Source organism: Candidatus Chlorohelix sp. (assembly GCF_037138995.1).
Taxonomy (GTDB): domain Bacteria; phylum Chloroflexota; class Chloroflexia; order Chloroheliales; family Chloroheliaceae; genus Chlorohelix.
The window spans coordinates 80054-98241 of record NZ_JBAXHI010000009.1; the positions used below are offsets into that span (position 1 = coordinate 80054).

General features: G+C 49.0%; 15 protein-coding genes and 1 pseudogene. 7 read left to right on the forward strand and 9 right to left on the reverse strand.

All coding sequences use genetic code 11. The features are described 5' to 3' along the window. Positions 1-129 precede the first annotated feature (129 nt). The 3 genes from cofD to pgeF are packed head-to-tail and all read left to right on the forward strand — an operon-like array spanning position 130 to position 2772. A complete protein-coding gene (gene cofD, locus WCK19_RS06435) occupies positions 130-1098 on the forward strand; it encodes a 2-phospho-L-lactate transferase (RefSeq protein ID WP_342396552.1) in 969 nt (322 codons plus the stop codon). Then, a complete protein-coding gene (cofE, locus tag WCK19_RS06440; RefSeq protein WP_342396553.1) occupies positions 1095-1895 on the forward strand; it encodes a coenzyme F420-0:L-glutamate ligase in 801 nt (266 codons plus the stop codon). Before cofD ends, cofE begins: the two co-directional genes overlap by 4 nt. Positions 1896-1905: 10 nt before the next feature. Next, positions 1906-2772: a peptidoglycan editing factor PgeF gene (pgeF, locus tag WCK19_RS06445; protein ID WP_342396554.1), complete on the forward strand. Its 867-nt coding sequence runs from the start codon at positions 1906-1908 to the stop codon at positions 2770-2772. Between the two features lie 15 nt (positions 2773-2787). On the opposite strand, the gene WCK19_RS06450 is transcribed toward pgeF, so the two are convergent. Continuing rightward, complete coding sequence (locus tag WCK19_RS06450; RefSeq protein WP_342396555.1) at positions 2788-4167, reverse strand: hemolysin family protein; 1380 nt, start codon at positions 4165-4167, stop codon at positions 2788-2790. Between the two features lie 254 nt (positions 4168-4421). On the opposite strand from WCK19_RS06450, the gene WCK19_RS06455 reads away from it, so the two are divergent. Continuing rightward, a complete protein-coding gene (locus WCK19_RS06455) occupies positions 4422-5477 on the forward strand; it encodes an SIS domain-containing protein (protein WP_342396556.1) in 1056 nt (351 codons plus the stop codon). A 99-nt stretch (positions 5478-5576) separates the two neighbouring features. On the opposite strand, the gene WCK19_RS06460 is transcribed toward WCK19_RS06455, so the two are convergent. Both WCK19_RS06460 and WCK19_RS06465 read right to left on the reverse strand, forming a co-directional pair. Next, entirely contained in the window at positions 5577-7388 is a 1812-nt protein-coding gene (locus tag WCK19_RS06460; RefSeq protein ID WP_342396557.1) for an endo-1,3-alpha-glucanase family glycosylhydrolase, read from the reverse strand. Between the two features lie 201 nt (positions 7389-7589). Next, complete coding sequence (locus WCK19_RS06465; RefSeq protein ID WP_342396558.1) at positions 7590-9332, reverse strand: MDR family MFS transporter; 1743 nt, start codon at positions 9330-9332, stop codon at positions 7590-7592. Positions 9333-9796: 464 nt separating this feature from the next. On the opposite strand from WCK19_RS06465, the gene WCK19_RS06470 reads away from it, so the two are divergent. Further along, positions 9797-10516: a Bax inhibitor-1/YccA family protein gene (locus WCK19_RS06470; RefSeq protein ID WP_342396559.1), complete on the forward strand. Its 720-nt coding sequence runs from the start codon at positions 9797-9799 to the stop codon at positions 10514-10516. Positions 10517-10578: 62 nt separating this feature from the next. On the opposite strand, the gene WCK19_RS06475 is transcribed toward WCK19_RS06470, so the two are convergent. Continuing rightward, on the reverse strand, positions 10579-11916 hold the full coding sequence (locus tag WCK19_RS06475; protein ID WP_342396560.1) for a hypothetical protein: 1338 nt from the start codon (positions 11914-11916) through the stop codon (positions 10579-10581). A 157-nt stretch (positions 11917-12073) separates the two neighbouring features. Next, positions 12074-13132: a DNA (cytosine-5-)-methyltransferase gene (dcm, locus tag WCK19_RS06480; protein WP_342396561.1), complete on the reverse strand. Its 1059-nt coding sequence runs from the start codon at positions 13130-13132 to the stop codon at positions 12074-12076. Between the two features lie 228 nt (positions 13133-13360). On the opposite strand from dcm, the gene WCK19_RS06485 reads away from it, so the two are divergent. Continuing rightward, positions 13361-14590, forward strand: a complete 1230-nt coding sequence (locus WCK19_RS06485; RefSeq protein ID WP_342396562.1) for a hypothetical protein — start codon at positions 13361-13363, stop codon at positions 14588-14590. Between the two features lie 48 nt (positions 14591-14638). Here WCK19_RS06485 and WCK19_RS06490 read toward each other — a convergent pair whose 3' ends face one another. The 4 genes and pseudogenes from WCK19_RS06490 to epsC form a co-directional block, all read right to left on the reverse strand. Continuing rightward, complete coding sequence (locus tag WCK19_RS06490; RefSeq protein WP_342396563.1) at positions 14639-14863, reverse strand: hypothetical protein; 225 nt, start codon at positions 14861-14863, stop codon at positions 14639-14641. Further along, positions 14860-15615 (reverse strand): 23S rRNA (guanosine(2251)-2'-O)-methyltransferase RlmB, encoded by a 756-nt coding sequence (gene rlmB, locus WCK19_RS06495; protein ID WP_342396564.1) that lies wholly within the window; start codon positions 15613-15615, stop codon positions 14860-14862. The genes WCK19_RS06490 and rlmB overlap by 4 nt, the downstream gene beginning before the upstream one ends. Positions 15616-15618: 3 nt before the next feature. Next, positions 15619-17046, reverse strand: coding sequence for a cysteine--tRNA ligase (gene cysS, locus WCK19_RS06500; RefSeq protein ID WP_342396565.1), 1428 nt, complete (start codon positions 17044-17046; stop codon positions 15619-15621). Between the two features lie 217 nt (positions 17047-17263). Next, a pseudogene (epsC, locus tag WCK19_RS06505) lies at positions 17264-17878 on the reverse strand (serine O-acetyltransferase EpsC); the annotation flags it as partial. Between epsC and WCK19_RS06510 the strand changes: the two are divergent. After that, complete coding sequence (locus WCK19_RS06510; RefSeq protein WP_342396566.1) at positions 17877-18176, forward strand: hypothetical protein; 300 nt, start codon at positions 17877-17879, stop codon at positions 18174-18176. The pseudogene epsC and the gene WCK19_RS06510 overlap by 2 nt on opposite strands. Positions 18177-18188: the final 12 nt, after the last annotated feature.

An 18188-nucleotide genomic window follows, 5' to 3' on the forward strand; every position in this document is an offset into this window, starting at 1 on the left:
GGATTGCCCGAATCATTTTTACAAGATAATAAACGCTACTCATGCCTTTTACGCTAGACTTACAACTACTATTATGCAACATAATCGCTATTTTTCATAACCATTACGGTGATGTATAATTAAGGGCAAATGGAATACAACGGAAAAAATAAAATTGTAACATTGTGCGGTGGAGTGGGGGGCGCGAAAATGGCGCTCGGTCTCTACCGCTGTCTTAAAGAGCGAGGACGCGCCAATGATCTTGCCATTATCGGCAATACGGGCGACGACCTCGATATGTTCGGGCTACATGTTTGCCCGGATTTGGACACGGTGCTGTACACGCTGTCAGGGTTGTCAAACCCTCAGCAGGGTTGGGGCATCGCGGACGATACCTACCGCGTCCTAGATTTGTTTAAACGCTACGGCGAGGATACTTGGTTTTTGCTGGGCGATCAGGATTTTGCCACCCATATCCTACGCACCCGTATGCTCAAAGAGGGCGTTAGCCTCACCGAAATAACCGCCACTTTGACCGTCGCGCTTGGGTTGGATTGCGCCCTGTTGCCCATGTCCGATTCTTCGGTGCGTACTTATGTGGAAACGCTTGAAGTGGGCGAAATCCCCTTTCAGGAATATTTCGTTCGGCGACACGCTGCCGATACGGTGGTCGGTATCCGCTACGATGGAATCGAGCAAGCCGAAATAACCGCGCCTATCGCGGCGGCAATCTGGCAATCAGAACTGGTCATAATCGCGCCTTCTAACCCTTACCTTAGTATCGAGCCGATTTTGCAAGTTAAAGGTATGGAGCAAGCGCTTCTACAATGCAATTCTCCGGTGGTGGTGGTCAGCCCGATTGTGGGCGGGAAAGCCCTCAAGGGACCCGCTGCCGATATTATGCGTAGCTTCGATGGGGTAGAACCTTCCGCGCTGGGCGTTGCCAAATACTATAAAGATTTGGTAGGAGGCTTTGTGCTGGATGTAACCGATGATAATCTGGCAGAAGAAATAGCCGCGATGGGGTATCAGGTGCTGGTCACGCAAACTGTTATGCAAACCGATGAGGATAAGCAGTTACTCGCCGAGCATATTTTGGAGGAATTTCTGCCGCGATGAGTCAGGTTCAGCTAATTGCGCTTGAGCATGTACCGCTGGTCAAACCGGGGGACGACCTCGCCGCGCTGCTGTTTGATTGCCTTCTACAACAGGGGTTGCGCTTCGAGGATGGCGATATACTCGCGCTGGCGCAAAAGATTGTGAGTAAAAGCGAAGGACGGTTGGTAAATCTAAACCAGGTAGTGCCATCCGAACGCGCCCTTGCCATCGCCGCCGTTTACGGCAAAGACCCCCGTCATGTGCAGGTCATTCTGGATGAAAGCCGCGAGGTTATCTGGGTCAGTCCCGGCATTTTGGTGGTGGAGACACAGCAAGGCTACGTTTGCGCCAATGCAGGGGTAGATCGCTCCAATATCGAGCAACCGGGCGAGATGCAAGGTGACGAATGGCTCGCTCTTCTGCCCGAAAACCCCGATGACAGCGCCGCTGCTCTGCGCCAACGGTTGCTGGAATTGAGCGGCAAAGAGTTAGCGGTAATCATCAACGATACGCATGGTCGCCCCTTTCGCATGGGTGGCGTAGGGGTTTGCCTCGGTTCTGCCGGACTGGAAACGCTGGTGGATAAACGCGGCGAGAGGGATATGTTCGGCTATGTGCTGCAAGGCACGCAAGTGGCAACGGGTGATGAACTTGCAGCGGCTGCCTCTTTGCTGATGGGACAGAGCACCGAAGCAGTTCCGGCTGTGGTAATCAGGGGTTATAACTATCGCCCCGCACCCGATTCCGGCGCTGCCTCGCTGGTGCGCCCCGCTGCTACTGATGTTTTTCGCTATCCGGCAAATCGCAAGCTATTTTAAGCAGGAGTTTATGCCACTTACTAGCGACAATGCGCTAAATATGCCACTGTTCAAGTTCAAAATCCTGAGTGGCTTTCCCAATGTTAAACACGGGGTCAGCACCCGCTACGCTCCCGCCAATCCTTTATTTCAGGAAGCGCAACCCGAACGCCCCGATGATTACAAAATGGGCGGCGGAAATGTGGGTTTGTCAGATGAGGTTATGAATCTGCGGCGCAGCGAGTTCATCGAGGCAGTGGGCGGCGATTGGCGCAAGCATTTGCCCAACCTTACCAGCGGCTACCAACAACATACCGCTAACGTGGCGGTGGTGGACGAAGAATTTTATGGAGCAGGGCGCAACTGGCGCAATTCTATCCCCGCTACCGATGCGCTGGTAACAAACCTGTCCGGCATCCCTCTACTCACCGGACACGCCGATTGTCCACCCATCCTGTTTTACGACCCCATTAAAAAAGTGATTGCTTCCGCCCATAGCGGTTGGCGCGGAACGGTGCAGAAAATCGCGGCGGAGACAGTGCAGGTAATGCACGCACGCTTTGGCTGCGACCCAAAGGATATTTTGACAGGCATCGGACCTTCGATTGGGGGTTGCTGCTACACCGTGAATGAGACAGTGGCGCAAGAGGCGTTTGCCGCATTTGGCGAGGAAGAATCGCGCAGCTTTCTATCACTGCGCGAGGATGGGTTATACCTCTTTAACCTATGGGCAGCAATTGAAGATACTCTGCGAATAGCGGGCGTTAAACCCTCTCACATCGAACATAGCGAATTGTGTAGCCTGTGTCACCATGATACCTTTTTCAGCTACCGCGCCCAACCCCCCGAACTGAAAGGCAAGCAGGGCAACTACGGCGCGTTGATTATGCTGGTATAACCGCTGTTAAACGGACTATTCCTCTGCGTGGGGCGTTTCCTGTAGCGACAACGCCACTTGCCGAATGCGTACTCCTTCCATTTTCTCTACTCTAAGAGTAATGGTTACATTTACTAAGGTAATTTCATCGGAATCGGGGTCAGGGTCAGGCATGGGGCGCACCTGTGGCAAGCTGATGACATCACCGAAGGCGGCGATGCGCCCCAGATGTTTCAGCACTAACCCACTGATAGTTTCCACTTCCTCTTCTTCCAACTGCAAATCGAGAGCCTCGTTCAACTCATTCAGGGTAGTTGCGCCGTCCACCAGAAAACGCCCATCCCCCTCCGATTTAATGCGACTCTCCTCCATATCGTACTCGTCCTGAATATCGCCTACGATTTCCTCAATACAATCTTCAAGAGTCACAATCCCCGCCAACCCGCCATACTCGTCTATCACAATCGCCATCTGGGTACGGCTTTTCTGCAACTCCGCCAACAAATCGCCTACCCGCTTGGATTCGGGGATGAAATAGGGCTTTCGCAAGATATGACTTACAGGCAAATTGGGCTGATTTTCTATCAAATGCTTTAGAATATCTTTGGCGTAGGCCACCCCAATTATATGCTCGCTATTTCCAGACTTATGTACGGGATAGCGCGAATAGCCCGAATTTACAATCTCATGGGCGGCAGAATGGATTGTTACAGCGACATCCAGCATCAGCACATCCATACGCGGAATCATAATCTCGCGCACTTGCCTATCGGTAAACTCAAAGACCCGATTGATAATATCGCTTTCCTGCTTCTCCAGCACCCCTTCTTCTTGTCCGGTTTCCACCATCGAAACGATTTCTTCTTGACTGACCGAAGGCATAGTTGCTTTGCGCCGTCCTCCCAACAGACGTACAAAAAAATTGGTGATACCGGTAAGCATCGCCACCAGCGGATTGGCAACCTTTGAGATAAACTCAATGGGGTGGGCTACAAACAGCGCCACTTTTTCTGAGGCTTCCACCGCCAAAGTTTTTGGCACAAGTTCGCCGAATATCAACGAGATAAAAGCGATGAGTACCGTCACAATAATAAAGGCTAGGGTGGAAGCGGAGCCGCTCACAAAATCAAGCGGCACGGCTTTGAACCAGCCTTCAAATATCTTGACCAGACTCACCGCACCAAAAGCAGAAGCGAAAAACCCTGCCAGCGTGACCCCAATCTGGATGGTGGAAAGAAAACGCCCTGTGTTGTCGGTAAGGCGCAAGATACTACGGGCGGAACCGTTGCCCTCGTCCGCCAGTTGCTTGACCCGAGATTTTCGGACAGTCACCAACGCAATTTCGCTGGCAGCGAAAAAGGCGTTAAGCAGCACCAAAACCAAAATAGCCAGATATTCTAACAAATTGGCTTCCAAATATTATAATCTCCCAAAACATACCTTTTGATGGTTTACCTATGATTTTTCAGCTTATCAGAGGCTTTTGCACTCCCGCCCACACCTGAAACTATGCAAATGCCCCGTTACAGTTAATTATAATACCACTATGTGACCTTAAAATGTGGTAAAATGATTCAAATCAAAGAAGAAATAATCCAATTCTGGATTTATTTGTAATCTGACAACCAGAGGGTTTCCCAAGCTTCACATTACCGGAGGAACTATTAATAATGACCCTCATGCGGGAAGAGATCTTTGACCAGCCGGCGGCTCTGGAACGTGCCTGGAATCAAAACAAGGTGCTGGTGCGAGAAGTTGCACGCAAACTAAATGCCTTCAAGCCTGAACTGGTAATGATAGCGGCACGCGGTAGCTCTGACAACGCTGCTACCTACGCCCGCTATATTTTCGAGGCGTATGCCGGGTTGCCTGTTTCTCTGGCGGCTCCATCGCTTTTCACACTATACCGCCGCCCACCCAACCTGAAAAAAGCGTGGGTTATCGGTATCAGCCAATCGGGTACTTCGCCGGATATTGTGGAAGTTATCAGCGAGTCGGCAGCACAGGGCGCATTTACGCTCGCTATCACCAACGACCCCGAATCGGCGCTGGCAAAAGCAGCCGCGATAGCTATGCCGTTGTATGCAGGACCTGAGAAATCGGTGGCTGCCACCAAAACTTACACCAGCGAACTGATGCTGATGGCAATGCTTGCTGCCGAACTAGGCGATGATAACGGCTTGCGAGTTGGGCTAGAGCGTTTGCCCGAAGCAATTAGCGCTGCCCTCAAGCTCGAAGACAAGATTACCAAAATAGCGCAACAACCGATATACCACGAGGCAAAGGATTTTCTAGTGCTAGGGCGCGGTTATAACTTCCCTACTGCCCTTGAAATTGCCCTCAAACTGAAAGAAGCGGCTTATATTTTCGCAGCGCCCTACTCCTCGGCAGATTTTCTGCATGGACCCTTCGCGTTGGCGCAAAAAAGTCTGCCCGCGCTGCTGGTAGGCGCAAGTGGTCCCGCTGTACCGGGTTTGCTGGATTTGGCGCGAAAGCTGATTGAGCGCGGGGTTGAGATTACTACCGTAGGGGATGACCAAACGCTGTTACGTACCGCCACGCCCAACGGAGCCGCTTTACCTGTCAATTTGCAGGGCATACCGGAAGCGTTAAGCCCTATCCCCTGTGTGGTGCCGGGGCAATTGCTGGCGTTACATCTGGCGCTTGCCCGCAACCTTGACCCTGATAAACCGCGTGGCTTGAATAAAATCACCCAAACCTACTAAAAATCGCCCCCTTCTTTCCGAAAATAGAAGGGGGATTTTTACCTCGCTATTTCAGCCTACCTTTAGGGCAGAGCAACCTCGCTTTTTGCCCATTCTAGGCTACTTCCCATAGCGCCACAAATGGTATTGGCGACCAACGTTACCCATCTCCACCTTGAAGCCGTCCGGGTTATCGGGCGTGAAGGTCATGATGCGACGTTCAAAAGCCTGCACCAGCACCTTCATATCCTTGCCGCCCACCTTGATAGTAGTCCAATAGGCTTCGGAAATGGGAAAGCCCATCGCGAAAACCCAATCAAGCACATTAGCATTTGTGACTCCGGCGTTCTCCCAAATTGGACCACCCTGCTGGAAAAAATCCCAGAAGGGCGAGGCGATGTTATGCCCGGTTTCGTTCACATAAGCGTTGTAACGCACGTTATACTGAGTAAAGCCTGCATTCTCGCCCACCTGTCCGTTAGCAGCCATAGTCGAAAGCGCCAATTGCCCGTTCTTGTTATCCACGCGCTTGTCAGCAGCCAACGAAGCGACTCCCGCCATGCTGGCAAAAGTAGGGCTATTCGGATTATTCTGGAAATCACCCGCCACCGGGATATTAGCTGCACCCTTATTCTGCTCGGCGTTGGGGTCATCGCCCACCTGAATTTTGCCGCGCATCATCTCGCGCACCAGCAAGCCGTTAGTGACGAACCATTGCGCGTTCGAGTCGGTGGTAGGGCGCGTAATCTCCATACGACTCTTGTCGAAGTAATAGACAAGGCGCGAACCGCCCGGTCCCTCATTGTACGGTTCGCGGTACATCGCAAAGTTTTCAGGTCCCCATAGCCATGTGCGCGAGACTGCCCCATTATCCACCAATAAATCAGTGCGACTCCACACCTTCATAATGCTGCTTTCACCAAACATCTTGAGCGTGCCTTTGTATTGCTGAGCATATTGTCGAGTCATATCAACATATTGATTACCCCACAACTCGCCCGACTCAATGGAACTGCCCTCGTACCATTCATTCCAAGTGCTAATGGTAATCAAATCTGGGGTACTGCGGATGGCAGCTTGCCAACTACGTTGGTAATACGCGCCACCCTCACGGTCGCGAAACTCACCGGGAGAACGCAACTTGCGGTCATCATAGCCGGGAGTTACTCCCGCCAGCCAATAACGGCGCTGTCCGGTGCGTGCCTGATAATTATTCACATCGTTACGGAATTGTTGATCTTTGGCAACCGGGTTGTTATCCCATTTTGCCGCGCTGAACAGATGTATGCCGTCGAACACGGAGAGCGGTGCGGTATCAATTGCATCAGTTGACCAGAGTTGTTCATGGTTGGGGTCAACCTGATTGCGGATATTCTGCCATACGCCAATATCTCCTACCGCATCGGATCGCCAGAAAAATAACACCGGCTTGCCCTCGTAGCGCAGATAATTGAGGCTGCTCATATAATTATCGCGGATGTAGCGCAGGTTATTAATAGTAGCGTTGACCGAAGTATCCGCCAACGTTGTTTCGTAATGAATCGTCAGTTTGAAGCCACCGCTGGCAGAAGTGAGCATAGTTTTGAAACGATCCGCCCAATCTCCGGTTGAACCGTTCCAAGTCACGGCGAAAGCGTCAATACCAGCCGAACGCGCTTTATCCATGTGTCCGCGCAAAGCGTTAGCATCGCGGCTATCGTAGAGTGGGTTGGGGAGGCTGCTCATCAAGCCCCGATTCCACACCTTTGGGTCGCGCTGATCGTACCATGGGTAGTAAAAAGCCACCACCGAGCCGGGAGTTCTACCGCCATAAGCTTGGGCTGCTTGCGGAGTTTGTCCGAACATACATAGACTCAATACGATTGTCTCAGCAATAATTAAGGCGCAAAGACGCAGCATGCGCCTATAGGAACTAATTCTTATTGGATTCACCAGATAATACTCCTGTTCCGTTAATCCTATTTCCTACGTTTATATTGGTTATACTACTATAACTCGCTTTTCGAGTAAAAAAAATCGTAGATAAGTACCAAACAAAAAAAGGAAGACAGAAAGCAGGCAAGAAAAAAATCAGGGGCGAGTTACATAATAACCTCGTCCCTGAAAAGAGCAGATGTCCTGTACTTTACTGTATTAGAAAAGTCCCTGCGAGACTTCGGCTTTATCCGCTACCTCAGCAGTTAACGGCTGATTTTGACCGGAACGGGGCGCTTCCTTGAATAAGAAACAAATCAAGATTGTCGCCACGCATATAAGCAAAACCGCAAAGAAGCCTTGTTGCAACGCTCCGGCAAAGGAAGTTTTTACCGAAGCAAATACCTGATTCAGCAGGTCAAGGCTTTGCTGAGCGTTCGGTCCGTCAGAGCTTTTGACCTTTTCTATAACCATATTGCGGTAGTCGGGATTAACCAGCGTCTGCGGATTAGTGGCAAATTGCAAAACTTGCGGAGGCAGATAACGCGCCGCATCTGCCGGGAGATTATTGGCTAAATTGCTAGACATAGTGTTGTTAACCACAGTACCGACAATCGCAATTCCCAGAACCCCGCCCAATTGCCCGAAAAATCTCACTGCTCCAGTACCAACGCCCAGTTGCGAGCGCGGCAGCGAGTTCTGTACAGATAACGTCAAAATACTCCAGAACGGACCCATTCCCAGCCCTGCGATAATCATGAAAAATACCGCCTCGATTATTGCGGTGGTAGGTGACATTTGCGCTATCAGGAACACACCCAACGCCATAATCAGTCCGGCTATAATCGTAATCACTACATAACGTCCGAGACGGCTCACCAGAATCCCGGCTACCATTGCGCCCACCACCGAACTCAGCGTAAGCGGCGTAATCAACTCTCCGGCGTTAGTAGCGGATTCCCCCAAAATGCCCTGTAGAAAAAGCGGCAGGTAAATAATCAAGCCGATTACCACCATCATCTGCAACATCGAAAGCAACGAGGCTATGGTGAAAATGCGGTTGCGTAGAAGGTTTAGCGGTAAAATGGGGTCTGGCACAAACCGTTCTGCCAACACAAACAGCAAGTAAAGCGCTCCGGCAGCAATCAAAATGCCTACCACCTGCACTGAGTCCCACGCATAGGTTTGGTTACTGCCCCATGTTAGACCCAACAACAGGCAAGTTGTGGCTGCTGCCACCAAAATTGCTCCTAGAAAGTCAATGCGGCGAATGGCTGCCCAACCGGTATGGGTGGCGCTGCGCTCGGACAAATTCCCCGGTAGGTAGAGCATCAACCCCAGCAATGCAAAGAATCCAATCGGCATATTAATATAGAAGACCCAACGCCAGCGCGTAGTTTCTGTTACCAAATCGCCCATGAGTAGTCCGTTATCGGTGAGCCAACCTCCTAGAGTAGGACCAATGAGATTGGCGATACCGTAAACCGAGCCGAACAGTCCTTGCCACTTGCCCCGCTCTGATGGCGGAAAAATATCGCCCACCACCGTAAAGACAAGCGCAATACCTGTACCTGCTCCGAAACCCTGCAAGGCTCGGAAGGCGATAAACTGATCCATTGTCTGAGCCGCCCCTGCTAGCACAGAACCTATCAAGAATATCAAAGAACCGATTATCAAAAACCATTTGCGCCCGAATTGGTCTGAAAGCTTGCCTACGATTGGTATCACGGTGACAGATGCCAGCGCATAGGCTGTTACAGACCAAGTGTAGCGGTCAAACCCTTGCAAGGTACTGATAATTCGAGGTAATGCGGTGCTAATGATAGTTTGATCTAGTGCTTCTAACAAAAGAGTCAGCAGCAGTGCGCCAAGTACACTGAACAGCGCAAAACCATGCAACCGCCGCCCGATTTCGCCCGGATGTGCGCTTGCTACTGCCCCTTTTGGGGATGATTGTTCCATAAGTTTTATGTATCCTTTCAAGTTGTCTTATGATGTTCCGCCAAAGCAGCGGCGTGTGGAGCATGGGTTATCGGTTAAACGTATCAGCAATTCATGAAAAAGCCGTAGCTCTTCCGGGCTGAATATTGCAAAATATTGAGCAGAGAAACATATTAGTAAAAAACATTATAACAAAAAACGATTCTGCCAACTTTCATTTTATCGAGCGGTTGCCTTAACCGGATAATAAGGTCTTGAAATCCGCGCTAATCGTCCGATTTATACGATTTTGGCAGGAACAGCTAGTTACAATCCAATATAATCCTCGAACTAGCGCATGAAACAAATCTGACACTTTATACGTAGAAAAAGTGAATTGAGTAGTTAAAAAATTCTCACACAATTCCAAGCATTATATTGCTATAATACACTGTAGCTGCTAATATCAAATTGCGGGCTTAACTTAATATCAGGAGTTAGAAACTATGTGGAACAACAATCAGAACAATAACTACCCGCCTGCATGGCAAGGGCAACCCGTGTATGCAGGCGCTACTACGCTAGATCGCAGTAGCCTAATCCAGAAAGTAATGTGGTTTACCACCACCTCTATTGTAGCGGCGGCGGCAGGCGTATGGCTTGGCGTGAACGGCTTACACAGCGCCTACAATATGAGCCGGGGTAGCTCAATCCTATGGATAATCGCTGAAATCGCTTTCATGATAGGAGCTATGTCGCTACGCAATGTTACGCCCATCAACTTCGTTCTGTTGTACGGCTTTGCTCTTTCGTCCGGTGTGCTGCTTGCCCCTACCATGCAAATTCTGTCAGATGCGGGCTATAGCGGCATCATAGTGCAAGCTTTGCTGATAACAGGCTCGCTTACCTTTGCCCTCGGCATATACGCTTGGACAACCAAGCGCGATTTCAGCGGACTTGCGCCGTACCTTTTCGTAGCCGTTATCGGGCTACTAATCGTGAGTATGCTTAACATCTTCCTGCACAGTACAATGCTGTACAGCGTAATAATGTACGCGGGTGTGATGATTTTCAGCTTCTATCTTATCTTCGATGTGCAGCAAGCCAAGAAGAGTGAGAACACCATCGGTAACGCTATCGCTCTCAGCATCGGGATATATTTGGATATTCTGAACCTGTTCCTCTTTATCCTGCAAATTCTGATGTCACTACAGGGACGGGATTAATTCCGAATAGAAGTATTAAAAATAGCTTGAGAGTGGCAGCGTTGCCACTCTTTTTTTGCGGGTTAACTTATAGCTTTACTAACTTTCTGTACTTTACCCTGTGAATCCAGCACTACCACCAGTTTTAACGGTAAAGACTCTGCCTGTAGTTGAACTTTCACCTTACTTGTTGTATCCGCAAGTGCATCATTAGCCTTGTCATAAGTTTGTTTTGCCTCCGTTTTTCCATTAGCTACCAATGTCTTGAATTGCTCTTGGGTTTTGGAGTCGGCAAACCATCCATCCATTTCAGGAATCCGCTTTTCTACTTCCCCATAAAATTTATTTTGGTCATCCAACCACGTTTTAAGATCCTTCTGTACTTCCTCAATCCGGCTAACTGCAAGTTCTCTGCTCTCCGGCAGTGCGCTTCTTACCTGTGCTGACAACGCTCTGACGCTCAAAGCTGCCAGATAAACCTGAGATTGTCGCTGATAATCAGAAATACTTTTCTTAAATTCGTTGATTTTGCTATCATCCCGGAAACCTATCAACATCTTATCAAGCTTAATTTGTTTGAATGAGTCGTAAGAACGGGCTGCCTGCGTATGGTAAAAGCTGATAGTTTGCTGAGATTCACGCTCTACTTCTTCAAGTTGGGTGCGAAAACTTTCCAAGTCGGTTGGCGCAATTTTTCGCTGGTTCATAACCGTCTTGATACCGTTTAAGTATTTCAGATTTCCATCTATAATGCTGATTTCTTTGTCATCAAGAAACGATTTGATAGCATCCAGCTTTTTATTAACTACCTCAAATTGCTGATTAATCCCATCCATAAACTGATCAAGCACTATGCTGCTTACTAGAGTAAATACCAGAACGGAAGGTGCTATTGATGTTGGCTTGAATGGAGAAAAGCCAATATGCCCCACTATCTTACCTGTATTTTTCTCAGTTATTACGCTACTGACTCCTCCAATTTTATAGTTCATTTGCTCATAATTACCGTTCTTTAGACCCTTGCAAATAGCAGGCTGACAAATAACTGAATAGGTATTGGGTATCACGTTTGTAGGATTTTTAAGCGCAACCAGTGAAGTAGCTCCTACAAAAAAAGTATCCATCCCATCGAGGATGCTTTGATTCATGGGTACTTCCTGCAACTGTTCGTTTACACCTTCGTATAAACTGATTTCCATCCAAGGGTTATCTTCTCCACCTACTTGCAACATATTTGGTTTTGGTACAGGTGTCGGGGAAGGTGCTGGAGTGTTAGTAGTCATCTGCACTATTGTATTTCCAGTTATTGGGCTTACTGAAACAGTCCCGCTATTAACGGTTGCCGATAAACCACCGCAAGCAGACAAAATCAGGGTGAGTATTAAGAGATAAACTATGGCGAATCTTAGTTGTGGTTCCATGACTTGTGCATATTCCTTTGAAATTTTGTCCACTTGTTTTGGAAAAATTGAATTAGATAGTTACTTCCCACATAGTTGGAACTTTCATGTTTGTATAGCCTCTCTCTTTCAGAAAGCCTACCACTTCTTGAGCTTGCAGGAACTCTTTTTTGATTTGTCAATAACAGGAAATAGCGACTTTAGGGTAATGCTTGGAAAGAACATCAGTGAGAAAGCTACCTTGAGTCAACTGCTGCTCTGTTTTATGCTTGCCTTCTATAGCTTCAAAAACCGCACGGATTACAGCCTCTACGACTGGCACAGCAACCGAGTTTCCGGTCAATTTTCTCATTGCTCCGTAATTACGGACAATTTTGAAACTATCAGGAAATCCTTGCAATCTTAGCATTTCCCGCTCTGTAAGTCGTCTTTCCCCATCAACTAGTAGATAATTATAAGAAGCTCCAGCCCTCAAAGCACAAGAATAGTTATAAGCGCTAACGTGACCCCCTTTATTTTCGTGCCAAACCGTGCGATGCGTGCTTATTCTATCCCTCTTTGCCAATCGGTTTTGCTTAATCATTTCAGAAGCATAATAGAATTCAGAAACATTATCCTCAAGTATCTCTTCCAATGATTTCATAGGAACTCCGCCTTTGGACCAGCGAAACTCCACCGATTCTTTAAAGCCCACTATGAATACTCTTTCTCGCTTCTGCGGCAATCCAAAATTGAGAGCATTTAACACTTTATACTGTGCCATGTATCCTAGCTCTTCCAAACTTTCCATGATACGTTTTAATGTATGACCTTTATCGTGACCAACTAACTGCTTTACGTTTTCCAAAACAAACATTCTTGGTTTTTTTTCTGCTAGGATACGAACTATTTCAAAAAATAAAGTTCCTCTTGTATCCTCAAAACCTTTTCGCTCTCCAATAATACTGAAGGGTTGGCAAGGGAATCCAGCAAGCAGCAGGTCATGATCAGGTACGTTAGAAGCTGAAATTTTATGTATATCACCAAAGGGTTTCTCTCCGAAATTGGCTTCATACATAGCTTGAGAATCTGAGTCAATATCTGAGGAAAGAACGCAGGAAGTAGAAATTCCTTTTTCCCTTGCTATATTCTCAACTGCCAAACGAAGCCCCCCAATACCACAGAAAAGATCTATGTACTTTAACTCCTTCAATCTTATTCTCCAACCATTATTCGGGATTTTTTGTTTATCTATCATATTAAATCAAATTTGAGGGGTATCGTAAAGTCTCGATTATTTTGAAATCACAAAAGGCTTTCTCAAAATATCTTACACAAGAACCTCCACAAATTGGAATTGATTCTTAACTTGTCATAATAAGGGTCTTTTCTTTTTACATAACATGTATTAGAATAGCCTGTAGTAATCGTGTTATGTTAATTTCTCGCGTTTTCCGGCTCATACCCAAGGGAGGGGCTTTCCAAAATGCGCCTAAACAATGCTTCGGACAGGAATTTTAAGCTAAACAGGTTGCGGATACTGGGAGTAGTATTCTTGCTAGTAACTGCCTTCAATTTGACCCCTACCGTAGAGGCAGGTTCTTTCACCGCGCCCGCTTTTGAAAATACTTGGCGTCGCCCCGATTTGCCCGTTTTACAACAAGCGGTCAAGCGCAGTTTTGTATATGGGGTAGAGGGCTTCTATTCCAGCTACGAACCTTATGATGAATCGCCCAATGGGCAACGTTTGGTGCAATATTTCGATAAAGCCCGCATGGAAATTACCCGTCCCGATTTTGACCAGAATAACCTCTACTATGTTACCAACGGCTTGCTGGTTAAGGAGTTGGTGCAAGGCAATCTACAATTGGGCGACCGTCGCTTCCAATCTCGTTATCCCGCTTACGATATTCCGGTCGTGGGTGACCCGATTAATAATGATGCGGCTACCTATGGCAGCTTTACCGATATTGCAAGCACACAGCTAAACCGTTCCAAAGAACCGCAGGTAGGGTTGCCAATTACGCAGACCATCAACCGCAAAGGCGTAATTGACAATAATCCGGGATTGGGCGCGTTGACCACATACGGCTATTATGAACCGGTGCTAGGTCACAATATCGCCAAGCCTTTCTGGGATTACTTTAATCAGAAAGGAATAATCTTTGAGGGGCAAAATCCAACAGTGGGTCTGGTGCTGAACTGGGTTTATACGGTGGGCTACCCCCTCACCGAGCCGATGTGGACAGTCGCAACCGTTGCTGGCGCCAAACGCGATGTGTTGGTGCAACTTTTCGAGCGGCGTGTGCTGACTTGGACTCCCGGCAACCCGGATGATTTCAAGGTGGAAATGGGCAACGTAGGGCGGCACTACTATTATTGGCGCTACGATCCCAAATACGATGTGCCGATAACACCTGCCTCGCGGGCTACTATCAATCCGACCGCCGCTTTCCCCGGTACAACCTTCGTGGTCAGGAGTGATAGCTTCATTCCCAATGAGGCAATCAATATTATGCTGATAACACCAGACGGCAAAACTAGCGCATCTTTTGATACTTGGGCTGCAAATGCCAAAGGTGAATTGCTCTACGTCTTTACTACTAATGCTGGAGCTACAAAGGGTGTTTATACCCTTATCTTCGATGGGCAAAAGAGCGGCAATCGCTCGATAGTGTACTTCAAGCTCATTGGCATACCCGGCATAACCGAGTAGGCTATTACAGAAGCTCGCCCCTTTTCCGGTTGCCGGGAAGGGGGTTTTTTATTGGCGATTAATCCGCTCTACCAACACCAAAACTACATAGGTGATGGCAGCTAGATATAACGCCAACGCGCCTTCAATTAGCAGATGTAACCAGAAATGGGAATCGGTGAAGGAGGCGGAGTATTCTTCACCCGCGATACGGGAAAAATGCCAAATGAGCGCACCCGCCAGCCCGGTCAGCCCGGAAAAAGCCAGTCGCGCCCTTGAAAGCTGTCGTTTCACTTCAGGGCGCGGCGCTGTCGCAGAATCTCATAGAGTGCCACCGAACCCGCTACCGCCGCGTTGAGTGATTCTACTCTGCCAAGCATCGGTAACTTAATAAAGAAATCGCACTTTTCGCGCACAAGGCGACTCAAGCCTGCGCCTTCGCTGCCCACCACCAGCCCGATTTTGCCGGTGTAATCGGCACGGTCGTAATCTTGCGCGTCCGGTTCATGCTCTAGCCCTGCCACCCACACGCCGGATTCTTTCAACTCGTCCAACGCACGCGGCAAGTTTACCACCTGACAGATATGAAGATGCTCGACTGCTCCGCTGCTGGCGTTGCGAACTGCGGGAGTAATCCCGGCAGCGCGGCGTTCGGGGATAATCAACGCAGTTACGCCCGTTGCTTCGGCGCAGCGAATGAGCGTACCAAGATTTTGAGGGTCTTGCAAATAGTCCAGTATCAAAAAAAGCGCATCTGGATTATCGGCAGCTTGCGACAGCACCTCATCAAGATTGGCGTAGCGATAATCTGAGACTTCGGCGACTATGCCCTGATGGTTGGCGTTGGTGGTGCGCTTGTCCAGTTCAGGGCGCGATAGTTTCTGCAAAGGGATTTTGCGTGCGGTTGTTTCCTTGAGAGCGAAATCCAACGTTCCGCCCGTTTTGGCTTCCGCGCCGTCAGCAAGATAAAGACGCAAAACTTTAGTGCCGGCTTTGGTACTACGCAACGCTTCGGCGACCGCATTTCGCCCGTAAATTAATTCCATCGGTTAGCTTTCAAATTTCCAGCTTGTACCGTCCGGGCGATCTTCCACCTTCACTCCCAACGCCTTGAGCTTGTCGCGAATCTGGTCAGCAAGCTGATACTGTTTGGCAGATTTCAGAGCGGTGCGGGTTTCTACCAGCAACGAGATGAAAGGGGCGGCTTCCAGCCCACGTTTGGGAGAAGTATCACGGTCTAGGCGCAAACCTAGCACATTGCCAAGTTCCAGCAGAAGGGCGCGGGCTTCGTGCAAACTTTGCGGACTTGCGCCATGTTCGCGCTCTCGGTTTAGTTCGCGGGTCAGGTCGTATAAGGCGGCAAGCGCGATGGCGCTGTTGAAATCGCTGTCCATTGCTTCGATAAATCCGGCGCGAGCTTGTTCGATGGCAGCGTGTAATGTAGAGGTAGCAGCAGGATTACCTTCGGTATTGCCGGGTTCGCCCCATTTTTCCACTGAGCTAAAAACTGCTTTCAAACGTTCCAACCCACGCTGTGCTGCAATAAAGCTCTCCTCGCTGAAACTCAGCGGGTTGCGATACACCGAGCCGAGAATAAAAGCGCGTAAGGTATCGGCATCGTAGTTTTCGAGGATGTTACCGACAGTCACAAAGTTGCCAAGCGATTTACTCATCTTGTCGCTGCCCATTTGGAGCAAACCGTTGTGCATCCAGTAGCGTACGAAAGGACGTTTGCCGGTAGCGGCTTCGCTCTGCGCGATTTCATTTTCGTGGTGCGGAAAAATCAGGTCGGCGCCGCCCCCGTGAATATCAATTTGCTCGCCTAGATGCTCAACAGCCATCGCGGTGCATTCGATGTGCCAACCGGGACGACCAGCGCCCCACGGGCTTTCCCAGCTTGGTTCTCCCGGTTTGGCGGCTTTCCATAGCGCGAAATCCAGCGCGTTCTCTTTGGCTTCGTCCGGCGCAATACGCGCACCTACCATCAAATCATCGAGGCTCTGGTGTTTCAACTCGCCGTATTCTGGCTTAGCCTTGACTCGGTAATAGACATCGCCATTGCTGGCGGTATAGGCAAACCCTTTTTCGATAAGGGTTTGAATGGCAGCAAGTATATTGCCTAACTCATTGGTGGCACGGGGGTAAATGGTAGCGCGTTTTACATTGAGCGCGTCCATCCATTCCAAAAACTGGTTGATGTATTTCTCAGTCATTGGTTGCCAAGGTACGCCCATTTCAGCAGCGCGTCTGATGATTTTGTCATCAATATCGGTGAAGTTCTGGGCGTGAATCACTTTGTAACCTCTGAACTCCAGATAACGCCGCACAATATCGTAAACGAGCGCACTCATGGCATGCCCGATATGGCTGTTATCGTACACGGTAGGTCCGCACACGTACATGCGAACCTCTCCCGGCACGATGGTCTCAAATTGCTCGATTTTACCGCTCAGCGTGTTATATACCGTAAGCGACACTAGCCGCAGCCTCCTGTTCTAACAATATTGGGTCGTAGAAACCGCCGTTGGAGTAATACGCGCCATTCTTGCTGTGGTTGCCAAGCAATAATTTGCCAAGACCCTGTTCGATGCGCTCCAACCTAGCTTCCATAGCCACCAAACGGCTATCCATTTGCTCGATATTTTCGTGTTCGTGTTCAACTTCATGCGACTGATCGGTATGTTCTGCCAGTAATTGGCGCAAACGTGCTTCCAGTTCTTTCGCTTTTTCCTGTAGCGCGTCTATCATATCACCTTCTGGGTCGGGCAGGTTTTCCACTCTACGATTTTCATCGCTATGCCCGTTTCGCATCGCTACCACCCGCGCCGGGACGCCTACCGCCGTTGTGTAAGGAGGCACATCTTTCAAAACCACCGCGCCGCCGCCAATACGTGCGCCCTTGCCGATGGTAATTGCTCCTAGTACCTTTGCGCCCACACCCACCAGCACATCGTCCTCGACAGTAGGGTGACGCTTGCCACGCTGTTTGCCTGTTCCACCTAGCGTAACACCTTGATAAAGCGTGATGTTGTTGCCGAGTTCGGCGGTTTCCCCAATTACCACGCCCGTACCATGATCTATGAACAAGCCTTGACCGATTTTTGCGCCCGGATGTATATCAATGCCCGTCAGGAAACGTGACAATTGGTTAATCAAGCGGGGAAAGAAAGGCACTTTCCATATATAGAGCCGATGCGCCAACCGATGAAACAGGATGGCATGTAGGCTTGGGTAAAGCAATGCCTCAAACACGTTACGCGCTGCCGGGTCGCGCTCCATTATGGCTTTTATTTCATTTATGATTCCCATGTCTGGTTATCTCCTTGCAGGGTTCGTTCCCGCCATTCCACAGCGTATCCATTCTCTTTCCAGAAACAAAAAAGCCCGCCTTTCGGTACGGGACATCGAAGCGCATGCTTGGAAAATGGCAAGGCTAACGATGTCCCCAACTACACAGGCAAGGCTCTCCCTCAACGCTTTGAATTGCAGCGATGGGGCTAAAAGCGATTCTGGTTTCCAGAACGGCGCGTTTTACGCTATTCGGATGTGTTGGCGCGAATTTTCGCGATTGACCAGAAAACATGGTTTTATCAATTTGTCTGACTAAAGGTTTCCTTAG

Coding starts and splice junctions, on each gene's coding strand:
- cofD (WP_342396552.1), top strand. CDS start 130: ATGGAATACAACGGAAAAAATAAAATTGTAACATTGTGCGGTGGAGTG.
- cofE (WP_342396553.1), top strand. CDS start 1,095: ATGAGTCAGGTTCAGCTAATTGCGCTTGAGCATGTACCGCTGGTCAAA.
- pgeF (WP_342396554.1), top strand. CDS start 1,906: ATGCCACTTACTAGCGACAATGCGCTAAATATGCCACTGTTCAAGTTC.
- WCK19_RS06455 (WP_342396556.1), top strand. CDS start 4,422: ATGACCCTCATGCGGGAAGAGATCTTTGACCAGCCGGCGGCTCTGGAA.
- WCK19_RS06465 (WP_342396558.1), bottom strand. CDS start 9,332: ATGGAACAATCATCCCCAAAAGGGGCAGTAGCAAGCGCACATCCGGGC.
- WCK19_RS06470 (WP_342396559.1), top strand. CDS start 9,797: ATGTGGAACAACAATCAGAACAATAACTACCCGCCTGCATGGCAAGGG.
- WCK19_RS06475 (WP_342396560.1), bottom strand. CDS start 11,916: ATGGAACCACAACTAAGATTCGCCATAGTTTATCTCTTAATACTCACC.
- dcm (WP_342396561.1), bottom strand. CDS start 13,132: ATGATAGATAAACAAAAAATCCCGAATAATGGTTGGAGAATAAGATTG.
- WCK19_RS06485 (WP_342396562.1), top strand. CDS start 13,361: ATGCGCCTAAACAATGCTTCGGACAGGAATTTTAAGCTAAACAGGTTG.
- rlmB (WP_342396564.1), bottom strand. CDS start 15,615: ATGGAATTAATTTACGGGCGAAATGCGGTCGCCGAAGCGTTGCGTAGT.
- WCK19_RS06510 (WP_342396566.1), top strand. CDS start 17,877: ATGTCTGGTTATCTCCTTGCAGGGTTCGTTCCCGCCATTCCACAGCGT.